Origin of the sequence: Variovorax boronicumulans (assembly GCF_019352895.1) — a bacterium.
Taxonomy (GTDB): Bacteria; Pseudomonadota; Gammaproteobacteria; order Burkholderiales; family Burkholderiaceae_C; genus Variovorax; species Variovorax boronicumulans_A.
In genome coordinates this window covers 1,044,349-1,062,361 of record NZ_JAAAFX010000004.1, presented here as the reverse complement: position 1 = coordinate 1,062,361, position 18,013 = coordinate 1,044,349, and the positions used below count along the sequence as shown (strand labels likewise).

Here is an 18,013-nt window from a genome sequence, read left to right as displayed (position 1 = left end):
GAATGGTTTGCGCGGCACACGTCGCGCATCGCGAACACGACGCGTGGCGCCATGTGCGGGCGTGCGGCCTGCCGCATCGCGCCTGAAAACGTGGTGCCCGGGGCCGGAATCGAACCGGCACACCTTTCGGTGGGGGATTTTGAGTCCCCTGCGTCTACCAATTTCACCACCCGGGCACGGAAGGAGAGAAGCTCAAAATTATGGCACAGTGCTCAGCATGAAATACCCGACCATCGAAGATGCCATCGGCAAGACGCCGCTGGTGGCACTGCAGCGCATCGGCGCGGCAGAGAACGTACGGCGCGGTAACGTGATCCTGGGCAAGCTGGAAGGCAACAACCCGGCCGGTTCGGTCAAGGACCGTCCGGCCCTGTCGATGATCCGGCGCGCCGAGGAGCGCGGCGAGATCAAGCCCGGCGACACGCTGATCGAAGCCACCTCCGGCAACACCGGCATCGCGCTGGCCATGGCCGCGGCCATCAGGGGCTACCGCATGGTGCTGATCATGCCGGAGGACCTCTCGATCGAGCGCGCCCAGACCATGAAGGCCTTCGGTGCCGAACTCGTGCTGACGCCCAAGAGCGGCGGCATGGAGTACGCCCGTGACCTGGCCGACCAGATGGTCGCGCAGGGCAAGGGGATCGTGCTCGACCAGTTCGCCAACCCCGACAACCCGCGCATCCACTACGAGACCACCGGCCCCGAGATCTGGGCCGACACCCAGGGCAAGGTCACGCATTTCGTGAGCGCCATGGGCACCACCGGCACCATCACCGGTGTGTCGCGCTTCCTCAAGGAAAAGAACCCGGCGGTGCAGATCGTGGGCGCGCAACCCGAGGACGGCTCGCGCATCCCGGGCATCCGCAAGTGGCCGCAGGAATACATGCCCAAGATCTTCGACCCGAGCCGGGTCGACCAGGTGGTCAACGTGAGCCAGGACAACGCCGAGGAGATGGCCCGCCGACTGGCGCGCGAAGAGGGCATCTTCGGCGGCATCTCGGCCGCCGGCGCACTCTGGGCGGCGCTCGAGATCGGCAAGACGGTCGAGAACGCGACCATCGTGTTCGTGGTCTGCGACCGGGGCGACCGTTACCTGTCCACCGGCGTGTTCCCCGCCTGATCGCACCCGATGGTCTTCGTCCCCACCTTCTGCCCGGCCTGCGCGACGCCGCTGGCCCACATCGAACAGCTCGAGGACAGCGGCCTCACCACGCGCCTGCGCTGCCCGAACTGCGACTGGACGCACTGGAACAACCCGACGCCCGTGCTGGCCGCGATCGTCGAGTACCGCGGGCAGGTGCTGCTGGCGCGCAATGCCGCCTGGCAGCACAAAATGTACGCCCTGATCACCGGCTTCATGGAGGCCGGCGAGACGCCGCAGGAGGGCATCGCGCGCGAGGTCAAGGAAGAAACCAACCTCGACGCGAGCGCGGTGACGCTGGTCGGCGTCTACGACTTCCAGCGCATGAACCAGGTCATCGTGGCCTACCACGTGGTGGCCGATGGCGAGGTCCGGCTCTCGCCCGAACTGGTGGACTATCGGCTCTACGACCTGCCGGACCTCAAATGCTGGCCGGCCGGCACCGGCTACGCGCTGGCCGACTGGCTGCGCACCCGCGGCCACGAGCCCGAGTTCGTCGAATGGCCGCGCCCGGCGGCCCCGTCCGCCGACCTGGCCACCTAGAATCGGGAACGCCATGCACATCCATCAAGAGCTCGACACCCGTGGCCTGAACTGCCCGCTGCCCATCCTCAAGGCCAAGCGATCGCTCAACGACATGCAGAGCGGCCAGCTGCTCAAGGTGGTGTCGACCGACGCGGGCTCGCTGCGCGACTTCCAGGCCTTCGCCCGCCAGACCGGCAACGACCTGGTCGAGCAGCAGACCGTGGGCAGCGACTACATCCACATCCTGCGCCGGCGCTGAGAACGCGCGCATGAAGCTGCTGCGCCCATCGCCGGTCTTTCATGCGGGCCCGGCGCTTTCGCGACGGCCAACGCACGCGTAGTGGGCACCATGCGACGCCTCATCCAGTGGACAGGCCTCGCGATCGCACTCTGCGCAGCGCTGGCCTGGGGGCTGCTGCGATGGGGTTCCGACCTGCCCGCCGAGGCCCGGCACCGCAGTGTGCCGGCCACGGCCATTCCGCTGGCGATCCTGGGCGATTCCAACAGCCATTCCTACCAGGACCGGCTGTCCTTTCCCGAAGCGTCGGGCGAGCGCGGCGGAAGCAACCAGGCCCGCACCTTCCAATGGGGCGAGATCCTCGCGCGACTGCGCGGTGACGAATTCGAACTCGGTCCCTGGGTGCGCTGGGGCCGTTCGGGCATCGAGCCACGCCTGTTCGACCTGCTGGGCCTGCCCGTGGGGCGTGCGCCGCGCAAGGACGACTACCTCTACAACTTCGCCTACTCGGCCATGGGATGCAACGAGCTGACCCAGGGGAAGTTCAGGCAGGCGCCGCGGCTGGTCGCGCTGATGGACCAGGAGCCCGAGCGCTGGCGCCGGGGCGTGGTCGTGATCCGCAGCGGGCTCGGCGACTGGTCTGCGCACCTGGCCGAGCAGGCCGAGGATCCGCGTTCACCCGTGGTGCGCGAGGTGGCGCAGCGTTGCACGCAGCGCATCCGCGAGAGCGTGCGCCTGATCCATGCGCGTCATCCGGACACCCGCGTCGTGGTGGTGGGCGTGTCGAACGAGGCCGCCGATCCGCTGCAGTTCGAGCGCTGGCGGAGCGCGCGCGAGTCGGGCAACATCGTGGCTGCGCTGGACCAACTCAACGCGGCGCTGCGCGCCATGGCCGAGGCGGAGCCCCGAACGATCTTCTTCGACGACGATGCCTGGGTACAGGCGCACTGGGGTGCACGCGATGCCGAGGGCAAGCCGGCCTACCGCACGCTCACGATCGGCGGCTCGCTGCAGGTGCGCAACACCATGGGCGATGCGCCCACGCATGCGATCCTGCAGGACGACCACGCGGGTCTGGTCTACAACGCCCTGTGGGCCCAGTCGCTGGTGGCGCGGCTGCGCGAGGGCTTCGGCCTGCCGCTCACGCCGATCAGCGACGCCGACGTGGCGCGCTTCGTGTTGCCGCTGGCCGAGGCCTCGCTCAGAGCGCCAGGGTCTTGAGGTATTCGCGGAACTGGCCGCCGACTTCGGGGTGGGCCAGCGCCAGTTCGACCGTGGCCTGCAGGAAGCCTTCCTTGCTGCCGCAGTCGTAGCGGATGCCCTTGTAGGCATAGGCGTAGACCGCTTCCTTCTTCATCAGCGCCGCGATGCCGTCGGTCAGCTGGATCTCGCCGCCCGCGCCCTTGGGCTGGTTGCGGATCTCGGCGAACACGCCCGGCGTGAGCACATAGCGGCCGGCCACGCCCAGGCGCGACGGTGCGGCTTCGGGCGAGGGCTTCTCGACCATCTTGTTGACCTTGATCAGGCCCTCGTCGATGGTGTCGCCGGCCACGATGCCGTAGCGCTTGACCTGGTCGAGCGGGACTTCCTGCACCGCCAGCAGCGAACGGCCCAGCTGCGAGAAGGCCGCGGTCATCTGTGCGAGCACGGGCTGGCCGCCCGGCGGGCCGACCATCAGGTCGTCGGCCAGCAGCACGGCGAAGGGCTCGTTGCCCACCAGATGCTCGGCGCACAGCACCGCATGGCCCAGGCCCAGCATGCGCGGCTGGCGCACATAGGACACGGTCATGTCGTCGGGCATGACCGAGCGCGCGATGTTGAGCAGCGCGGTCTTGCCGCTGGCTTCGAGCTGGTTCTCCAGTTCGTAGGCCGTGTCGTAGTGGTCTTCGATGGCGCGCTTGTTGCGCCCCGTCACGAAGATCATGTCGCGGATGCCGGCCGCATAGGCCTCTTCGACCGCGTACTGGATCAGCGGCTTGTCGACCACCGGCAGCATCTCCTTGGGCTGCGCCTTGGTGGCGGGCAGGAAGCGGGTGCCGAAACCGGCCACGGGGAAAACTGCTTTGCGGATGCGCGTGGTGTTGGACATGAACTCGATCGCAGGAAGAGTTGGGGACGGTGGATGGTACGGGCTGAGCGTGGCCTTGGCTGTCAGCCGAGGCGCACTCGCTGATCGTTCAGCCGGGCGAGCAGGGCATTGAAGTCCGTCAGGCGCTGGCGTTCCTGGGTGATCACGGCTGCCGGCGCCTTGGCCACGAAAGCCTCGTTGCCGAGTTTGCCGTTGACTTTGGCAATCTCACCCTCGATCCGCGCAATTTCCTTGCCGATCCGGGCCTTTTCCGCCACCTTGTCGACTTCCATGTGCAGGCACAGGCGCGAAGCGCCCACCACCGCCACGGGGGCCGCGCCCGCGGCGCCGGCCCAGGTGGCTTCGTCGTCGAAGACCCGGACTTCCTTGAGCTTGGCCAGCGTCTGCAGCACCGGTGCCACCTCGCGCAGGAAGGCGCTGTCGGCGGGCGCATCGGCCACGGCGTAGAGCGGCAGCCGGGTCGCGGGCGAGACGTTCATCTCGCCGCGCAGCGTGCGGCAGGCGTCGACCAGCGCCTTGAGCCGTGCCACATGGGCCTCGGCCGCTTCGTCAATCTTCTCGGGCTGGCTCTGCGGGTAGGCCGCGATCATGATCGACTCGGCCTGCCGGCCCGCGACCGGCGCGACCTTCTGCCAGAGCTCTTCGGTGATGAAGGGGATCACCGGGTGCGCCAGGCGCAGCAGCGTCTCGAGCGTGCGGATCAGCGTGCGGCGCGTGGCGCGCTGCTGGGCCTCGGTGCCGGTCTGGATCTGCACCTTGGCGATTTCCAGGTACCAGTCGCAGAACTCGTCCCAGGCGAACTGGTAGATCGCGTTGGCCACGTTGTCCAGGCGGTAGTCCTCGAAGCCCTTGGCGACTTCGGCCTCGACGCGCTGCAGGCGCGACACGATCCAGCGATCGGCCTGGCTGAATTGCAGGTAGCCGTGCGACGGACCCGCAGGAATGAGAAGTCCGCTCGCACTGTCGGTGCGAGCGGGTGCGCATTCTTCCTTGGTGTGCTCGCGCAGGCCGCAGTCCTGGCCTTCGCAGTTCATCAGCACGAAGCGGGTGGCATTCCAGAGCTTGTTGCAGAAGTTGCGGTAGCCCTCGCAGCGCTTCGAGTCGAAGTTGATGTTGCGGCCCAGCGAGGCCAGCGAGGCGAAGGTGAAGCGCAGCGCATCGGCGCCGAAGGCCGGGATGCCGTCGGGGAATTCCTTCTGCGTGTTCTTGCGCACCGTGGGCGCGGTCTCGGGCTTGCGCAGGCCCTGGGTGCGCTTGTCCAGCAGTTCGGGCAGCGCGATGCCGTCGATCAGGTCGACCGGATCGAGCACGTTGCCCTCGGACTTGCTCATCTTCTTGCCCTGCGCGTCGCGCACCAGGCCGTGCATGTAGACGTCGCGGAACGGGACCTTGCCGATGAAATGCTTGGTCATCATGATCATCCGGGCGACCCAGAAGAAGATGATGTCGTAGCCCGTGACCAGCACGGAGGAGGGCAGGTAGAGCTCGAGCTCCTTGGTCTTCTCGGGCCAGCCGAGCGACGAGAAGGGCACCAGCGCCGACGAGTACCAGGTGTCGAGCACGTCCTCGTCGCGGCGCAGCGTCTTGCCGGGCGCCTTGGCCTGCGCCTCGGCCTCGTCGTGCGCGACGTAGACCTTGCCGTCCTCGTCGTACCAGGCCGGGATCTGGTGGCCCCACCAGAGCTGGCGGGAGATGGTCCAGTCCTGGATGTTCTCCATCCAGTGGTTGTAGGTGTTGACCCAGTTCTCGGGCACGAAGCGCACCTCGCCCGACTTCACCACGTCGATGGCCTTCTGCGCGATCGACTGGCCGTCGTGGCCGGCCTTGGTCATGGCCACGTACCACTGGTCGGTCAGCATGGGCTCGACCACCGCGCCCGAGCGGGCGCAGCGCGGCACCATGAGCTTGTGCTTCTTGACCTCGACCAGCAGGCCCAGGGCCTCGAGGTCGGCCACGATGGCCTTGCGTGCCACGAAGCGGTCCATGTCGCGGTACTTCTCGGGCGCGTTGTGGTTGATGGTCGCGTCGAGCGTCAGCACGCCGATCATCTCCAGGTGGTGGCGCTGGCCGACCGCGTAGTCGTTGTAGTCGTGGGCCGGCGTGACCTTGACCACGCCGGTGCCGAAGGCCTTGTCGACGTAGTCGTCCGCGATGATCGGGATCAGCTTGTCGACCAGCGGCAGCTTCACGCGCTGGCCGATCAGGTGCTTGTAGCGCTCGTCCTCGGGGTGGACCATCACGGCCGTGTCGCCCAGCATGGTCTCGGGCCGGGTGGTGGCCACGGTCAGCGTGCCGCTGCCGTCTTCCAGCGGGTAGGCGATGTGCCAGAGGAAGCCGTCTTCCTCCTCGCTCTCGACTTCCAGGTCGCTCACCGAGGTCTTGAGCACCGGGTCCCAGTTGCCCAGGCGCTTGCCGCGGTAGATCAGGCCTTCTTCGTAGAGCGAGACGAAGGTCTGCGTGACGACCTTCGAGAGGTCGTCGTCCATCGTGAAGTATTCGCGGCTCCAGTCCACCGTGTCGCCCATGCGGCGCATCTGCTGGGTGATGGTGTTGCCCGACTGCTCCTTCCATTCCCAGACCTTGGCGACGAAGTTCTTGCGCGCCTCGGCCGGCGTCGGGCCCATGTCGTGTCGGCTGATGTTCTGCGCCTGCAGCTGGCGCTCGACCACGATCTGCGTGGCGATGCCCGCATGGTCGGTGCCCGGCACCCAGAGCGTGTTGGCGCCCTTCATGCGGTGGTAGCGCGTCAGGCTGTCCATGACGGTCTGGTTGAACGCATGGCCCATGTGCAGCGTGCCGGTCACGTTGGGCGGCGGCAGCTGGATCGCGAAGGCGTCGGCGCCGTCCTTGGGTTGCTGCGTGCCGCGGTAGCCGGCCTTGGCGTAGCCGCGCCGCTCCCACTCCGGACCCCAGTGCGCCTCGATGGCGACGGGTTCGAAGGATTTGGACAGGCTCTCGAGGCCGGGTTGGGCAGTGGGTTCGCTCATGGCGTGATGAAGGGCGAACGGCACCTCTTCGGGGCCGTCGCTGACAGAAGATGGGGAAGCCCGCAATTTTACCCGGGCCCTTCAGGGCGGACCCGGGCGTGTCGCGGGCCGCGCCCATAATTCCGGCCATGCTTTTCCTGCTCTCGCCCGCCAAGTCGCTCGACTACGACAGCCCCCTTCCCGAAGGACTCCCCGCCACCCAGCCCGTCTTCGAGGGCCCGCGCGGCCCGGCCGCCGAACTGATCGGCCTGCTGCGCCAGCAGTCGCCGCAGCAGATCGCCGAGCTGATGCACCTGTCGGACAAGCTGTCGACGCTCAACGTCACCCGCTACGCCGCCTGGTCGTCCAGGGGCACCGAGAAGAACGCGCGCCAGGCCGCGCTGGCCTTCGACGGCGACGTGTACGGCGGCCTCGATGCCAGGACCCTGACGGCCAGGCAGCTCGACTGGGCCCAGGACCACGTCTGCATCCTCAGCGGCCTCTACGGCGTGCTGCGCCCGCTCGACCGGCTGCAGCCCTATCGCCTGGAGATGGGCACGCAGCTGGCCAACCGCCATGGCAAGGACCTCTATGCCTTCTGGGGCGCGCGCATCGCCGCCCATCTCAACGAGCGGCTGGCGGCCGACCTCACGCCGGTGGTGATCAACCTCGCGTCGCAGGAGTACTTCAAGTCGGTCGATCGCAAGGTGCTCAAGGCGCGCGTGGTCGAATGCGTGTTCCAGGAAGGCAAGGGCGGCCAGTACAAGATCGTGAGCTTCTATGCCAAGCGGGCCCGCGGCCTGATGGCGCGCTGGGCCGTGCTGCACAAGGCGGTCACGCCCAAGGCGCTGGAGAAGTTCGACCTGGAAGGGTATGCCTTCGACGCAGCCGTCTCGCTGCCTGAAAGGCTGGTGTTCAGAAGGAAGACCTGAGGAGGATGCGATGACGCAACCCGTCACCCCCGAATTGCGCGCCTGGGTCGTGGCCCAGCTGTCCGCCGGCCATTCCGTGGCCGCGCTGCGCACATCCATGCACATGGCCGGCTGGCAGGAGGCGACCACCGATGCCGCGCTGGCCGAGATCGAACGCGGCGCTGCCGACGTCGCGCCGGTGACGGTGACCGGCACCGCGCGGGCCATGCCCTGGCCCGACCTCGACGGCTCGCCGCTCTACCTCGACGCCGGCGACCGCCGGGTGCATGTGCTGCACACGCTGGCGCATCCGCGCGTGGTGGTGTTCGGCGACCTGCTGGCCGACGAGGAGTGCGATGCGCTGATCGCCAGCGCGCGCAAGCGGCTGGCGCGTTCGCTCACGGTCGAGACCCAGACCGGCGGCGAGGTGCTCAACGTCGACCGCACCAGCGACGGCATGTTCTTCGAGCGCGGCGAGACCGAGGTGGTGGCGCGCATCGAGCAGCGCATCGCCGCACTGCTGAACTGGCCGCTGGTGTTCGGCGAAGGGCTGCAGGTGCTGCGCTACGGGCCCGGCGCCCAGTACCGGCCGCACTACGACTACTTCGATCCGGCCGAGCCCGGCACGCCGACCATCCTGCGGCGCGGCGGCCAGCGCGTGGGCACGCTCGTGATGTACCTGCAGGAGCCGGCGAAGGGCGGGGCCACGACCTTCCCCGACGTCGGGCTCGAGGTCGCGCCCAAGCGCGGCACCGGCGTCTTCTTCAGCTACGACCGGCCCCATCCCGACACCCGCACGCTGCACGGCGGCGCGCCGGTGCTCGAAGGCGAGAAGTGGGTCGCGACCAAGTGGCTGCGCGAGCGCGAGTTCATATGAATCGCAAGGCCCGGCCATGAAGGTGCGCGCCAACGGCATCGGCATCGAGGTCGAGGACAGCGGCGACGGTGGCGACCCGGACCGTCCCGTGGTCCTGCTGATCATGGGCCTGGGCATGCAGCTGATCGCCTGGCCCGACAGCTTCGTGCAGTCGCTGGTCGACGCCGGCTTCCGGGTGCTGCGCCACGACAACCGAGACGCCGGCCTGAGCCAGCACTTCGACGCGGCCGGCACCGGCAACCTGCTGTGGCAGGGGCTGCGTTTCCAGCTGCGCCTGCCGGTGCGCTCGGCCTACGCGATCCAGGACATGGCCGACGACGCGATCGGCGTGCTCGATGCGCTGGGCGTGCAGCGCGCCCACGTGATCGGCGCCTCGATGGGCGGCATGATCGCCCAGCGCATGGCCGCCACCGCGCCGCAGCGCGTGGCCAGCCTGGTCAGCCTGATGAGTTCCAGCGGTGCGCGCGGCCTGCCCGGCCCGCGCCGCGACGTGATGGCGCTGTCGCTGCGCCGGCCGCTGGCGCGCGACGAGGCGGCGCGCGTGCACCACAGCATGCAGCTGGTGCGGCTGATCGCCGGCCCGGCCTATCCGCCCGACGAGACCGCGCTGCGTGAACGCCTCGTCCGCGCACTGCGCCGCGCCTACCGCCCGCACGGCCTGGTGCGCCAGATGACCGCGGTGGCCGCCGACAGCGGCCGCGAACGGCTGCTGGCGCGCATCGCCTGCCCGACGCTGGTGATCCACGGCGACGCCGACCCGCTGGTGCCCTTCGCCTGCGGCCAGGACACCGCGCGGCGCATCCCGGGCGCGCAGTTCGTCGCGATTCCCGGCATGGGCCACGACCTGTCGCCGCGGCTGGCCGAAGTCCTGCTCGCGCACATGGTTCCTTTCCTCCAGGCGTCGCAAGAAACGCAATCCGCCTAAAAGACACCCCATGAGCCTCGACAACACCCCCGAACAATCCCAGCTGGGCCGCAGCTCGGCCTACGCCGACCGCTACGACCCCACGCTGCTGTTTCCCATCGCGCGCGCCACCCAGCGCGCCGCCATGGGCATCGCCGACGACGCGCTGCCCTTCTTCGGCGCCGACCTCTGGACGGCCTTCGAGCTGAGCTGGCTCAACCCGCGCGGCAAGCCGCAGGTCGCGATCGCGCACATCACCGTGCCCTGCGAGACGCCCCACATCATCGAGAGCAAGTCCTTCAAGCTCTACCTCAACAGCTTCAACAACAGCGTCTTCGCCGACCTGGACGCGGTGCGCGACACGCTGCGCGCCGACCTGTCCGAGGCGGCCTGGCGCGGCAGCGGACGCAGTGGCGGCATCGGCGTGAAGCTGCTGACGCCGGAGCTGTTCGACCGCGAGCCGGTGCACGAACTCGACGGCCTCGACCTGGACCGCCTCGACATCGAGTGCACGCGCTACCAGCCCGCGCCCGAACTGCTGACCAGCGACGCCAGCCAGCCGGCCGTCACCGAGACGCTGACCAGCCGGCTGCTCAAGAGCAATTGCCTGGTCACGGGCCAGCCCGACTGGGGCAGCGTGCAGATCCGCTACAGCGGTCCGGCCATCGACCAGGCGGGGCTGCTGGCCTACATCGTGAGCTTTCGCAACCACAACGAATTCCACGAGCCCTGTGCCGAGCGCATGTTCCGTGACATCTGGGAACGTTGCCGTCCGACCAAGCTGGCCGTGTACGCGCGCTACACGCGTCGCGGTGGACTGGACATCAATCCATTTCGTACCAGCTGGCCGCAGACCCTGCCGCTCAACGCACGAACGGCGCGTCAGTAGGCTTGCTCCTACAGGTCCCGGAGGGGGCTACGTCGATACTAGGTGACATTTATTTCTGGAACACTGCCGTGAATGTGTTGATCGTTGATGACAACGAAGCCGCTGCCGATCTGCTGCAGGAACTGCTGTCGCTGCAGGATCACAGCGCGCGCTGCACCTATTCGGCCCGGGAGGCCCTGGCGGTCTGCGCCAACGAGTCCTTCGACGTGGCGCTGATCGACATCACCCTGCCCGATCTGCCGGGCACCGAGGTTGCGCGCCAACTGCGCGACCGCACGCACCCCCCGCTGCTGGTGGCGGTCACGGGCCTGTCCTCGCGCGAGGCCTCCGGCACCCCCGGTCTTTTCGACCACCACCTGCAAAAGCCCATCGACTTCGATGCGCTGGATCGCATCCTCGAGATGGCCCGCGGCGCCTCGGCCTCCTCTTCATGAAAGCCTCGCCCGGCGCGCGCAGCTGGATCGCTGCGGGCGTTCGCCACGAACTGCTCATCCGGGCCCTGCCGGCACTGCGCCACGACATGACGGGGCCGGTGTCGGTGATGCGCATGGGGCTGCTGATGCTGCGGCGCCAGGTGGCGTCGCCGACCATCGACCCGATGGTCTGTGAACAACGCGTGACGCTGATCGACAGCCAGATCGCCGAGCTGGTGAACGCGGTTCGCTCGCTGCGCGATTGGGAACTCGCCATCGACGACGAAGGCATCACGCGGCATGCCCTGGTGACCCAAGGCGTCGGGCTGATGCGCGCCGCCTTCGAGCTGCAGGGCATCCACCTGCAGGTCGATGCGTCGCTGCAGACGCCCGGCGACGATGAGCCCAAGTGGCCCTCCGGCGCTGCGCTGCGCTACCTGTTCCTGGGCGCGCTGGGCTACCTGCACGACACGCCCACCGATGTCGGCACGGTCACGGTGTCGGCCGACGGCGACGACGCGCTGTGGTTGCGCGTGACGGCCGGCGAGGCCGACGGGGCCGATGTCATGGCCGGTGCGCACCGCGCGCCGCGCATGCTGGCGATCGACGCCATTGCGCTGCAATCGCTGGCCGACGACCTGGGCTATGCACTGACCATCGAACGCGATGCGGTGCGGCTGAAGCTCGCGGCGGACTGAGTCGCCTTGGCACGGCGGGGGCGCCGTGGCGTGCCGGCGGCCGAGGCCTTCCTGGCTTCGCGGGTCGCCCTACGTCCATGGGCCGTCAGAAACGCCAGCAGTCGCGCTTCGGCGGCATAGAGCCGGCGCCTGGTCTTGGCCTGTCCCGCGATCTTCTCCCAGACCTCGCTCATCGTGCCCGCATCGCTGGCCAGCGTGGCGCCGAGCGCGAGCACGGCCGGGTGCACATAGGCCTTGCGGCAGACGGCCGGCGTGTTGCCCAGCTGGCGCGCGACCGCCGCCACGATCTCCTTGGCGCTGTAGCGCATCGCGGGCGTGGCCGCTTCGTCGCCGTTGCGGTCGCAGGCCAGGCGCGTGAGCTCCAGCGCCTGCACCGTGCCGTGCCAGGTGCGGAAATCCTTGGCCGTGAAGTTGTCGCCCGCGGCCTCGCGCAGGTAGTCGTTCACGTCGGTCGACGACAGGCCGTGCGGCGCGCCCTCGGCATCGACGTACTGGAACAGTTCCTGGCCCGGCAGCTGCTGGCAGGCGCGCACCACCCGGGCCACGCGCGGGTCGTCCACCTCGGCCTCGTGCTGCACGCCGCTCTTGCCGCGAAAGCGCAGCTTGAGTGCGCTGCCGCGCACCGCCGCATGCTTGTTGCGCAGGGTGGTCAGGCCGTAGGAGCCGTTGCTGGCCGCGTATTCCTCGTTGCCCACGCGCAGGAAGGTGGTGTCGAGCAGGCGCACCAGCGTGGCCAGCACGCGCTCGCGCGTCGGTGCGGCACGGGGGCCGCCCTCGAGGTCGCGGGCCACGCGTGCGCGGATGCGCGGCAGCGCGCGGCCGAAGGCCTCGAGCCGCTCGAACTTGCTCTCGTCCTTGAGCAGGCGCCAGTCGGGATGGTAGCGGTACTGCTTGCGGCCCCGGGCGTCGAGGCCGGTGGCCTGCAGGTGGCCGTTGGGCAGCGGGCAGATCCAGACCTCGGTGTAGGCCGGCGGGATCGCCAGGCTGCGGATGCGCGCGATCTCGTCGGCATCGCGCACCCATTGACCCTTGGCATCCTTGAAGCGGAAGTGCTCGCCCTGGCGAAAACGTCGCAGGCCGGGCATCTCCGGATTCACGTAGACCAGTCCGTTGGCGAGCGGGGCGGGGCGCAGGGAAGCAGCGGTAGGCATGTGATGTGCTTGGATGAGTGGCGCCACGATGCGGCTCGCCGCGTCGTGCGGATGTAGGACGCCGCAAACGCGCCGGGTGCGCGGCGTGCCCGTTCTCTTTCCCTGCCTCTTAGACTTCCATGATTCCTTTCGAAAGCCCCACCATGTCCGTCTCCTTCCTGTCCCGCGCGCGCTGGCCCGCGCTGCTCATGGCCGCCGCCGTCTCCGCCGGCTGCGCCTCCACGCCCTCGACCCCTACCGCCGCGGCGCCGGTCCGCGTCAAGGTCTTCGTGGCCGCCATGTTCGAGATCGGCCAGAACACCGGCGACCGCGCGGGCGAGTTCCAGCACTGGTACGAGCGCTACTGGAAGGACGCCAAGCCGGTCACCGTGCCCGGCGCGCTGCAGCCCGTGTACTGCAACGTTGACGGCGTCTGCGGCGCGGTGCTGGGCATGGGCAAGGTCAATTCGTCCTCGTCGATGCAGGCCATCCTGCTGAACCCGGCCTTCGACTTCTCGCAGGCCTACTACGTGATCTCGGGCGTGGCCGGCACGCCGCCTTCGCGCGGCACCATCGGCGAGGTCAACTGGGCCACCTGGCTGGTCGACTACGACCTCGGCCACCGCTGGGCGCCCGAAGAGAACAAGCCGGGCGAGCCGACCTTCATGCCGCGCAAGGGCTACGAGAACTACCGCCGCTTCCAGCTCAACCCGGCGCTGGTCGGCTGGGCCATGAAGCTCTCGGGCGACACGCCGCTCAAGGATTCGGACAGCGCCCGCACCTACCGCCTGCGCTACCCAGACGCCGCGGCCCGCCGCGCGCCCTTCGTCGGCACCGGCACCCACATGACCGGCGACACCTTCTTCCACGGCCCGGGCATGTCGAACCAGGCGCAGTACATCGCCAAGCTCTATGGCGCCGACGACTACGTGATCACCGAGATGGAAGCGGCCGCGATCACGCTGGTGATCAACCGCACCCACGGGACCGACCGCGTGATGAGCCTGCGCGGCGCGGTCAACTTCGACCAGGGCAACCCGAAGGAAACCACGCTGCAGCACCTGGACCCGGCCCCGGGCGAGACCGCCGGCGGCTTTGCCGAGACGGTGGAGAACATCGAGAAGGTGGGCAGCCGCGTGGTCGACCACATCGTGGCGAACTGGCCGCAGTGGCAGGGCGGCGTGCCCAAGCTTTGACCGGCTGCAGTTTAAAGTGTGCGCAATGCGTAAATTTTGATGTGAAGTGATGGCTCATGGCGTATATTTCGCGCCCATGAGCCAGCAACAAGACATCCTGCGCGACGCCATGCGTCGCCTCAACCTCACCCGCGACGCCTTCTCCGAACGGCTGGGCGTGCGCCGACGAGCCCTCGACACCTGGCTGCTGCCAGCCGACTCCGGCGAATCGCGCGCCATGCCCGAGATGGTGGGCAAGTTCGTCGCCGAGATCCTGCAGCGCGAGGCCCTGCCGGCCTCGGGCGCCGACGCCCGCCCGCTGGGCCAGCGCATCGCGGCCGAGGGCCGGCCGCACCTGCTGTCGGTGGCGCAGTTCAACCGCGACAGCCTCGAGGACCTGTTCCAGGTGGCCGACGTGATGCAGCCCATCGCGCGGCGCCAGAAGGTCTCGCGCGTGCTCGAGGGCGCGGTGCTGGGCAGCCTGTTCTTCGAGGCCAGCACCCGCACCCGCGTGAGCTTCGGCGCGGCCTTCTGCCGGCTGGGCGGCACGGTCTGCGACACCACCGGCTTCACCTTCTCGTCGATGGCCAAGGGCGAGTCGATCTACGACACCAGCCGCGTGATGAGCGGCTACGTCGATGCGCTGGTGGTGCGCCATCCCGAGCAGGGCTCGGTGGCCGAGTTCGCGCGCGCCACCAACATCCCGGTCATCAACGCCGGCGACGGCCCGGGCGAGCACCCGAGCCAGGCCATCCTCGACCTCTACACCATCCAGCGCGAGTTCTCGCGCATGGGCAAGCTGGTCGACGGCACGCACGTGGCGATGGTGGGCGACCTCAAGTACGGCCGCACGGTGCATTCGCTGATCCGGCTGCTGGCGCTGTACCGCGGGCTGAAGTTCACGCTGATCGCGCCGCCCTCGCTGGAGATGCCGGCTTACCTGGTCGACCTGGTAGCGCGCAACGGCCACGTGGTCGAGCAGACGCCCTCGCTCGAGGAAGGCCTGCGCGGCGCCGACGTGGTCTATGCCACGCGGATCCAGAAGGAGCGCTTCGCGGGCGAGGAGATCGAGGGCTACACGCCCGAGTTCCAGGTCTGCAAGGCGCTGGTCGACCGGGTCTGCAAGCCCGACACCATCCTGATGCACCCGCTGCCGCGCGACGGCCGCCCGGGCGCGAACGACCTGAGCATCGACCTCAACCACGACCCGCGGCTGGCGATCTTCCGCCAGACCGACAACGGCATCCCGGTGCGCATGGCGCTGTTCGCGGTGCTGATGGGCGTCGAGCACCAGGTGGCGCGCTCGATGCGCGACGCGGGCTGGCGCTCGCCCGCGCACATCGGGCCCGACGACGCGGAGTTCGACGGGCTGGACTGAGCCACCGCGCTCAGGGTGTCGCCGGCGCGAGGTGCCAGGTCACGTTGAAGTCGAAGGGCGTCCAGCGGCTCACCGTGACGCCCGCGCGCCGCAGTCCGCGGCCGGTCCAGGTGTTGCAGGTCTCGAAGAGGTTGTAGCCGCCCTCGGCTTCGTAGAAGGCGTCCTGCGCGTCGTAGTGCGCGCCGGCGATGGGGATCGCGCGGCCCGAAGGCAGCGCGGCGCGCACATGGTCCACCAGCCGTGCGTACTGCGCGGCCGAGAGCGGCAGCCGGTAGGCGCCCTGGCGCAGCTGCGCGCGCTGCAGGTAGCTCACGTGCAGCAGCGCACGGTTGCCGCCCATCAGCGCCCCGGCGGCGCGCCTGGCCGTGAGGTCGGCCCAGGTGGGCGTGTGCAGGTAGAACTCGCGGTCGCCCCAGCCGATGGCGACGAATTCGGCGTCGGCCGGCACGGCCCTGAAATCGGTGAGCGGGAAGAGCTGCTGCCAGTCGACGGCGGCCGAGCGGACCGGCAGCACCAGGTCGGTGTGCACGCCGTTGCTCAGCACCCAGGCCTCGATCGCGGGCGGCTGCTGCACCGGGCCGGTATTGGCGGGCCAGAACACCAGCGCGCAGGCCACGGCCCCATACAGCCCGATCGCCGCCACCAACCCCAGCAGTACGAAGGCGATGCGCCGGCGCCAGCGTGCGATCGCGGCCATCTCAGAACAGGGAGGCGGTGGTCGACACCGGCTCCGCCGTGGCGCGCGTCCCGACCGGCGCCAGCGCCTCGGGGCTGCCCGCCTTGGCCAGTGCGCCCACGCGCACCCCCAGCAGCCGCAGCGGCCGCTCCAGTGGCACCCGCTTGAGGCACTGGCCGCCGATCTGGCGGATGGTCCTGCCGTCGTCGATGAAGCGGTCGATGGTCTGGTCGCGCGTGGCGCTCCTGAAGTCGTCGTAGCGCAGCTTGATGCCGATGGTCTTGCCGACATAGCCCTTGCGCTGCAGGTCGTCGGCGAGGCGTTCGCACAGGTCGGTGAAGATGGCGCCCAGCGCGGCCCGGTCGCGCACCGCGTGCAGGTCGCGGTCGAAGGTGGTCTCGCGGCTCATCGAGACTGGCTCGCTCTCGGTCACCACCGGCCGGTCGTCGCGGCCCCAGGACACCTCGTGCATCCAGGCGCCGGTGGCCTTGCCGAAGTTCGCGATCAGCCAGTCGCGGTCGCACGCCGCCAGCTGGCCCACGGTCTCGATGCCCAGGCGCCGGAGCTTCTCGTCGGCTTTGGGGCCGATGCCGTTGACCTTGCGGCAGGGCAGCGGCCAGATGCGGGGCTCCAGGTCGCTCTCGTAGACGATCGAGATGCCGTTGGGCTTGTCGAACTCGCTGGCCAGCTTGGCGATCAGCTTGTTGGGCGCCACGCCGATGGAGCAGGTCAGGCCGGTGGCCTGGAAGATCGATTTCTGGATCAGCCGCGCCAGCACCCGGCCGCCTTCGCGCTGGCCGCCGGGCACCTCGGTGAAGTCGATGTAGACCTCGTCGACGCCGCGGTCTTCCACCACCGGCGCGATCTCGCGGATCACGCTCTTGAACAGCCGCGAGAGCCGCCGCACCTCGTCGAAGTCCACCGGCAGCACGATCGCCTGCGGACACAGCTTGGCGGCCTTCATCATGCCCATGGCCGAGCCCACGCCGAACTGCCGCGCCGCATAGGTGGCGGTGGTGATCACGCCGCGGCCCACGTAGTCCTTGAGCAGCGGAAAGGCCTCGACCGGGATCTCGGACAGCGCCCGCCCGGCATGGTCGTGCTCCACGATCTCGTCGACCTTGCGCCGCCCGCCGCCGATCACCATCGGCAGGCCCTTGAGCTGCGGATAGCGCAGCAGCTCGACTGACGCGAAGAACGCATCCATGTCCAGATGGGCGATGCGGCGCAAGGGAGAAGGGGAAACAACGGTCACAGCATGATTTTCGCTTGTGACGAAACCTTGTGCAGCGCTTGCGCCGAGCCGGGCGGCGCGCCATCATCGCGCCCATGCACACCGTCGCCTCGATCCTCTGGCGCCGCCTCGACGCGCCAGGCCACGATGCCTGCCGGCTCGAGCGCAACGACACGGCATGGCAGCTCGACGGTGCGGCCGTCTTCCGCGACGCGCAGGGCCGGCATGCCCAGCTCCACTACCGGGTGCGCTGCGATGCGCTGTGGCACACGCAATGGGGCACGGTGCGCGGCTGGATCGGCGGCGAGAGCATCGACCTGTCGGTCACGCGCAACGCGCGTGGCGGCTGGTTGCTCAACGACGAGGCGGTGCCCGATCTGGCGCACTGCATGGACCTGGACCTGGGCTTCACGCCCGCCACCAACCTGATCCCGCTGCGGCGCCTGGGCCTCAAGCCCGGCGAGGCGGTCGATGCGCCGGCCGCATGGCTGGATGTCGACGAACGCAGCCTGGGACTGATCGAACAACGCTACGCGCAACGCAGCGCCGGCGCCTGCTGGTACGAGGCGCCGCGTTTCGGCTATGCCGCCTTGCTGAACCTCACGCCCGAGGGCTTCGTTTCGCATTACCCCGAACGCTGGCTGACCGCCGACTGACTGAAAACCTGCCCGTCAAGGAGGAGAATCCACGCCCGCATCGGCGGGCCGAAAACGATCCCGGAAGCCACACCGGCGCCCAGGCATCGTCGTTCCCGTGAGCAGACATCCTT

At 69.1% G+C, this 18,013-nt stretch carries 18 protein-coding genes and 1 tRNA gene; 13 read left to right on the top strand and 6 right to left on the bottom strand.

Features of this window, described 5'->3' with window-relative positions; all coding sequences use genetic code 11:
- Positions 1-91: 91 nt before the first annotated feature.
- Positions 92-176 (bottom strand) — tRNA-Leu (locus tag K0H49_RS06475).
- A 41-nt stretch (positions 177-217) separates the two neighbouring features.
- Between K0H49_RS06475 and cysM the strand changes: the two genes are divergently transcribed.
- The 4 genes from cysM to K0H49_RS06455 all read left to right on the top strand — a co-directional run bounded on the left by cysM (position 218) and on the right by K0H49_RS06455 (position 3,125).
- On the top strand, positions 218-1,120 hold the full coding sequence (cysM, locus tag K0H49_RS06470) for a cysteine synthase CysM (protein ID WP_219210420.1): 903 nt from the start codon (positions 218-220) through the stop codon (positions 1,118-1,120).
- 9 nt (positions 1,121-1,129) lie between these two features.
- On the top strand, positions 1,130-1,684 hold the full coding sequence (locus K0H49_RS06465; RefSeq protein WP_219210418.1) for an NUDIX domain-containing protein: 555 nt from the start codon (positions 1,130-1,132) through the stop codon (positions 1,682-1,684).
- A gap of 13 nt (positions 1,685-1,697) precedes the next feature.
- Positions 1,698-1,925 carry a sulfurtransferase TusA family protein gene (locus tag K0H49_RS06460; protein WP_219210416.1) on the top strand — a complete coding sequence of 76 codons (228 nt, stop codon included), beginning with the start codon at positions 1,698-1,700 and terminating at the stop codon, positions 1,923-1,925.
- A gap of 90 nt (positions 1,926-2,015) precedes the next feature.
- Complete coding sequence (locus K0H49_RS06455) at positions 2,016-3,125, top strand: SGNH/GDSL hydrolase family protein (RefSeq protein ID WP_219210414.1); 1,110 nt, start codon at positions 2,016-2,018, stop codon at positions 3,123-3,125.
- Here the strand turns inward: K0H49_RS06455 and galU are convergent.
- Together galU and K0H49_RS06445 are read right to left on the bottom strand one after the other, a co-directional pair.
- Positions 3,106-3,993: a UTP--glucose-1-phosphate uridylyltransferase GalU gene (galU, locus tag K0H49_RS06450; protein ID WP_219210412.1), complete on the bottom strand. Its 888-nt coding sequence runs from the start codon at positions 3,991-3,993 to the stop codon at positions 3,106-3,108. The two genes, K0H49_RS06455 and galU, sit on opposite strands and share 20 nt — an antisense overlap.
- A gap of 62 nt (positions 3,994-4,055) precedes the next feature.
- Positions 4,056-6,980, bottom strand: a complete 2,925-nt coding sequence (locus tag K0H49_RS06445) for a valine--tRNA ligase (protein WP_219210410.1) — start codon at positions 6,978-6,980, stop codon at positions 4,056-4,058.
- A 128-nt stretch (positions 6,981-7,108) separates the two neighbouring features.
- Here K0H49_RS06445 and yaaA point away from each other — a divergent pair, with 128 nt between their 5' ends.
- From yaaA to K0H49_RS06415, 6 genes are all read left to right on the top strand, one after another.
- The gene (gene yaaA / locus K0H49_RS06440) at positions 7,109-7,891 is read left to right on the top strand and encodes a peroxide stress protein YaaA (RefSeq protein WP_219210408.1); all 783 of its coding nucleotides are present in this window, start codon (positions 7,109-7,111) and stop codon (positions 7,889-7,891) included.
- Positions 7,892-7,901: 10 nt separating this feature from the next.
- The gene (locus tag K0H49_RS06435; RefSeq protein WP_219210405.1) at positions 7,902-8,747 is read left to right on the top strand and encodes a 2OG-Fe(II) oxygenase; all 846 of its coding nucleotides are present in this window, start codon (positions 7,902-7,904) and stop codon (positions 8,745-8,747) included.
- Positions 8,748-8,763: 16 nt separating this feature from the next.
- Positions 8,764-9,672, top strand: a complete 909-nt coding sequence (locus K0H49_RS06430) for an alpha/beta fold hydrolase (RefSeq protein WP_219210403.1) — start codon at positions 8,764-8,766, stop codon at positions 9,670-9,672.
- 10 nt (positions 9,673-9,682) lie between these two features.
- Entirely contained in the window at positions 9,683-10,540 is an 858-nt protein-coding gene (queF, locus tag K0H49_RS06425) for an NADPH-dependent 7-cyano-7-deazaguanine reductase QueF (RefSeq protein WP_219210402.1), read from the top strand.
- Between the two features lie 68 nt (positions 10,541-10,608).
- A complete protein-coding gene (locus K0H49_RS06420; protein ID WP_219210399.1) occupies positions 10,609-10,974 on the top strand; it encodes a response regulator in 366 nt (121 codons plus the stop codon).
- On the top strand, positions 10,971-11,651 hold the full coding sequence (locus K0H49_RS06415) for a hypothetical protein (protein ID WP_219210397.1): 681 nt from the start codon (positions 10,971-10,973) through the stop codon (positions 11,649-11,651). Before K0H49_RS06420 ends, K0H49_RS06415 begins: the two co-directional genes overlap by 4 nt.
- On the opposite strand, the gene K0H49_RS06410 is transcribed toward K0H49_RS06415, so the two are convergent.
- Entirely contained in the window at positions 11,597-12,802 is a 1,206-nt protein-coding gene (locus tag K0H49_RS06410; RefSeq protein WP_257624607.1) for a DNA topoisomerase IB, read from the bottom strand. The two genes, K0H49_RS06415 and K0H49_RS06410, sit on opposite strands and share 55 nt — an antisense overlap.
- 143 nt (positions 12,803-12,945) lie before the next feature.
- Between K0H49_RS06410 and K0H49_RS06405 the strand changes: the two genes are divergently transcribed.
- On the top strand, positions 12,946-13,977 hold the full coding sequence (locus tag K0H49_RS06405; RefSeq protein ID WP_219210395.1) for a purine-nucleoside phosphorylase: 1,032 nt from the start codon (positions 12,946-12,948) through the stop codon (positions 13,975-13,977).
- 76 nt (positions 13,978-14,053) lie between these two features.
- Positions 14,054-15,334 carry an aspartate carbamoyltransferase gene (locus K0H49_RS06400; protein WP_219210393.1) on the top strand — a complete coding sequence of 427 codons (1,281 nt, stop codon included), beginning with the start codon at positions 14,054-14,056 and terminating at the stop codon, positions 15,332-15,334.
- A gap of 10 nt (positions 15,335-15,344) precedes the next feature.
- Here K0H49_RS06400 and K0H49_RS06395 read toward each other — a convergent pair whose 3' ends face one another.
- Both K0H49_RS06395 and K0H49_RS06390 read right to left on the bottom strand, forming a co-directional pair.
- Entirely contained in the window at positions 15,345-16,031 is a 687-nt protein-coding gene (locus K0H49_RS06395) for a TIGR02117 family protein (RefSeq protein ID WP_219210392.1), read from the bottom strand.
- A gap of 1 nt (position 16,032) precedes the next feature.
- The gene (locus K0H49_RS06390; RefSeq protein ID WP_219213072.1) at positions 16,033-17,217 is read right to left on the bottom strand and encodes a Y-family DNA polymerase; all 1,185 of its coding nucleotides are present in this window, start codon (positions 17,215-17,217) and stop codon (positions 16,033-16,035) included.
- Between the two features lie 122 nt (positions 17,218-17,339).
- Between K0H49_RS06390 and K0H49_RS06385 the strand changes: the two genes are divergently transcribed.
- Positions 17,340-17,900, top strand: coding sequence for a putative glycolipid-binding domain-containing protein (locus K0H49_RS06385; RefSeq protein WP_219210391.1), 561 nt, complete (start codon positions 17,340-17,342; stop codon positions 17,898-17,900).
- Positions 17,901-18,013 lie beyond the last annotated feature (113 nt).

Excerpts from the sequence above, each read along its gene's own strand:
- K0H49_RS06410 (WP_257624607.1), bottom strand. The coding sequence starts at position 12,802 with ATGCCTACCGCTGCTTCCCTGCGCCCCGCCCCGCTCGCCAACGGACTG.
- K0H49_RS06435 (WP_219210405.1), top strand. The coding sequence starts at position 7,902 with ATGACGCAACCCGTCACCCCCGAATTGCGCGCCTGGGTCGTGGCCCAG.
- K0H49_RS06460 (WP_219210416.1), top strand. The coding sequence starts at position 1,698 with ATGCACATCCATCAAGAGCTCGACACCCGTGGCCTGAACTGCCCGCTG.
- galU (WP_219210412.1), bottom strand. The coding sequence starts at position 3,993 with ATGTCCAACACCACGCGCATCCGCAAAGCAGTTTTCCCCGTGGCCGGT.
- K0H49_RS06445 (WP_219210410.1), bottom strand. The coding sequence starts at position 6,980 with ATGAGCGAACCCACTGCCCAACCCGGCCTCGAGAGCCTGTCCAAATCC.
- yaaA (WP_219210408.1), top strand. The coding sequence starts at position 7,109 with ATGCTTTTCCTGCTCTCGCCCGCCAAGTCGCTCGACTACGACAGCCCC.
- K0H49_RS06400 (WP_219210393.1), top strand. The coding sequence starts at position 14,054 with ATGAGCCAGCAACAAGACATCCTGCGCGACGCCATGCGTCGCCTCAAC.
- K0H49_RS06465 (WP_219210418.1), top strand. The coding sequence starts at position 1,130 with ATGGTCTTCGTCCCCACCTTCTGCCCGGCCTGCGCGACGCCGCTGGCC.
- K0H49_RS06455 (WP_219210414.1), top strand. The coding sequence starts at position 2,016 with ATGCGACGCCTCATCCAGTGGACAGGCCTCGCGATCGCACTCTGCGCA.
- K0H49_RS06385 (WP_219210391.1), top strand. The coding sequence starts at position 17,340 with ATGCACACCGTCGCCTCGATCCTCTGGCGCCGCCTCGACGCGCCAGGC.
- K0H49_RS06405 (WP_219210395.1), top strand. The coding sequence starts at position 12,946 with ATGTCCGTCTCCTTCCTGTCCCGCGCGCGCTGGCCCGCGCTGCTCATG.
- K0H49_RS06395 (WP_219210392.1), bottom strand. The coding sequence starts at position 16,031 with ATGGCCGCGATCGCACGCTGGCGCCGGCGCATCGCCTTCGTACTGCTG.
- cysM (WP_219210420.1), top strand. The coding sequence starts at position 218 with ATGAAATACCCGACCATCGAAGATGCCATCGGCAAGACGCCGCTGGTG.
- queF (WP_219210402.1), top strand. The coding sequence starts at position 9,683 with ATGAGCCTCGACAACACCCCCGAACAATCCCAGCTGGGCCGCAGCTCG.
- K0H49_RS06415 (WP_219210397.1), top strand. The coding sequence starts at position 10,971 with ATGAAAGCCTCGCCCGGCGCGCGCAGCTGGATCGCTGCGGGCGTTCGC.
- K0H49_RS06390 (WP_219213072.1), bottom strand. The coding sequence starts at position 17,217 with ATGGATGCGTTCTTCGCGTCAGTCGAGCTGCTGCGCTATCCGCAGCTC.
- K0H49_RS06430 (WP_219210403.1), top strand. The coding sequence starts at position 8,764 with ATGAAGGTGCGCGCCAACGGCATCGGCATCGAGGTCGAGGACAGCGGC.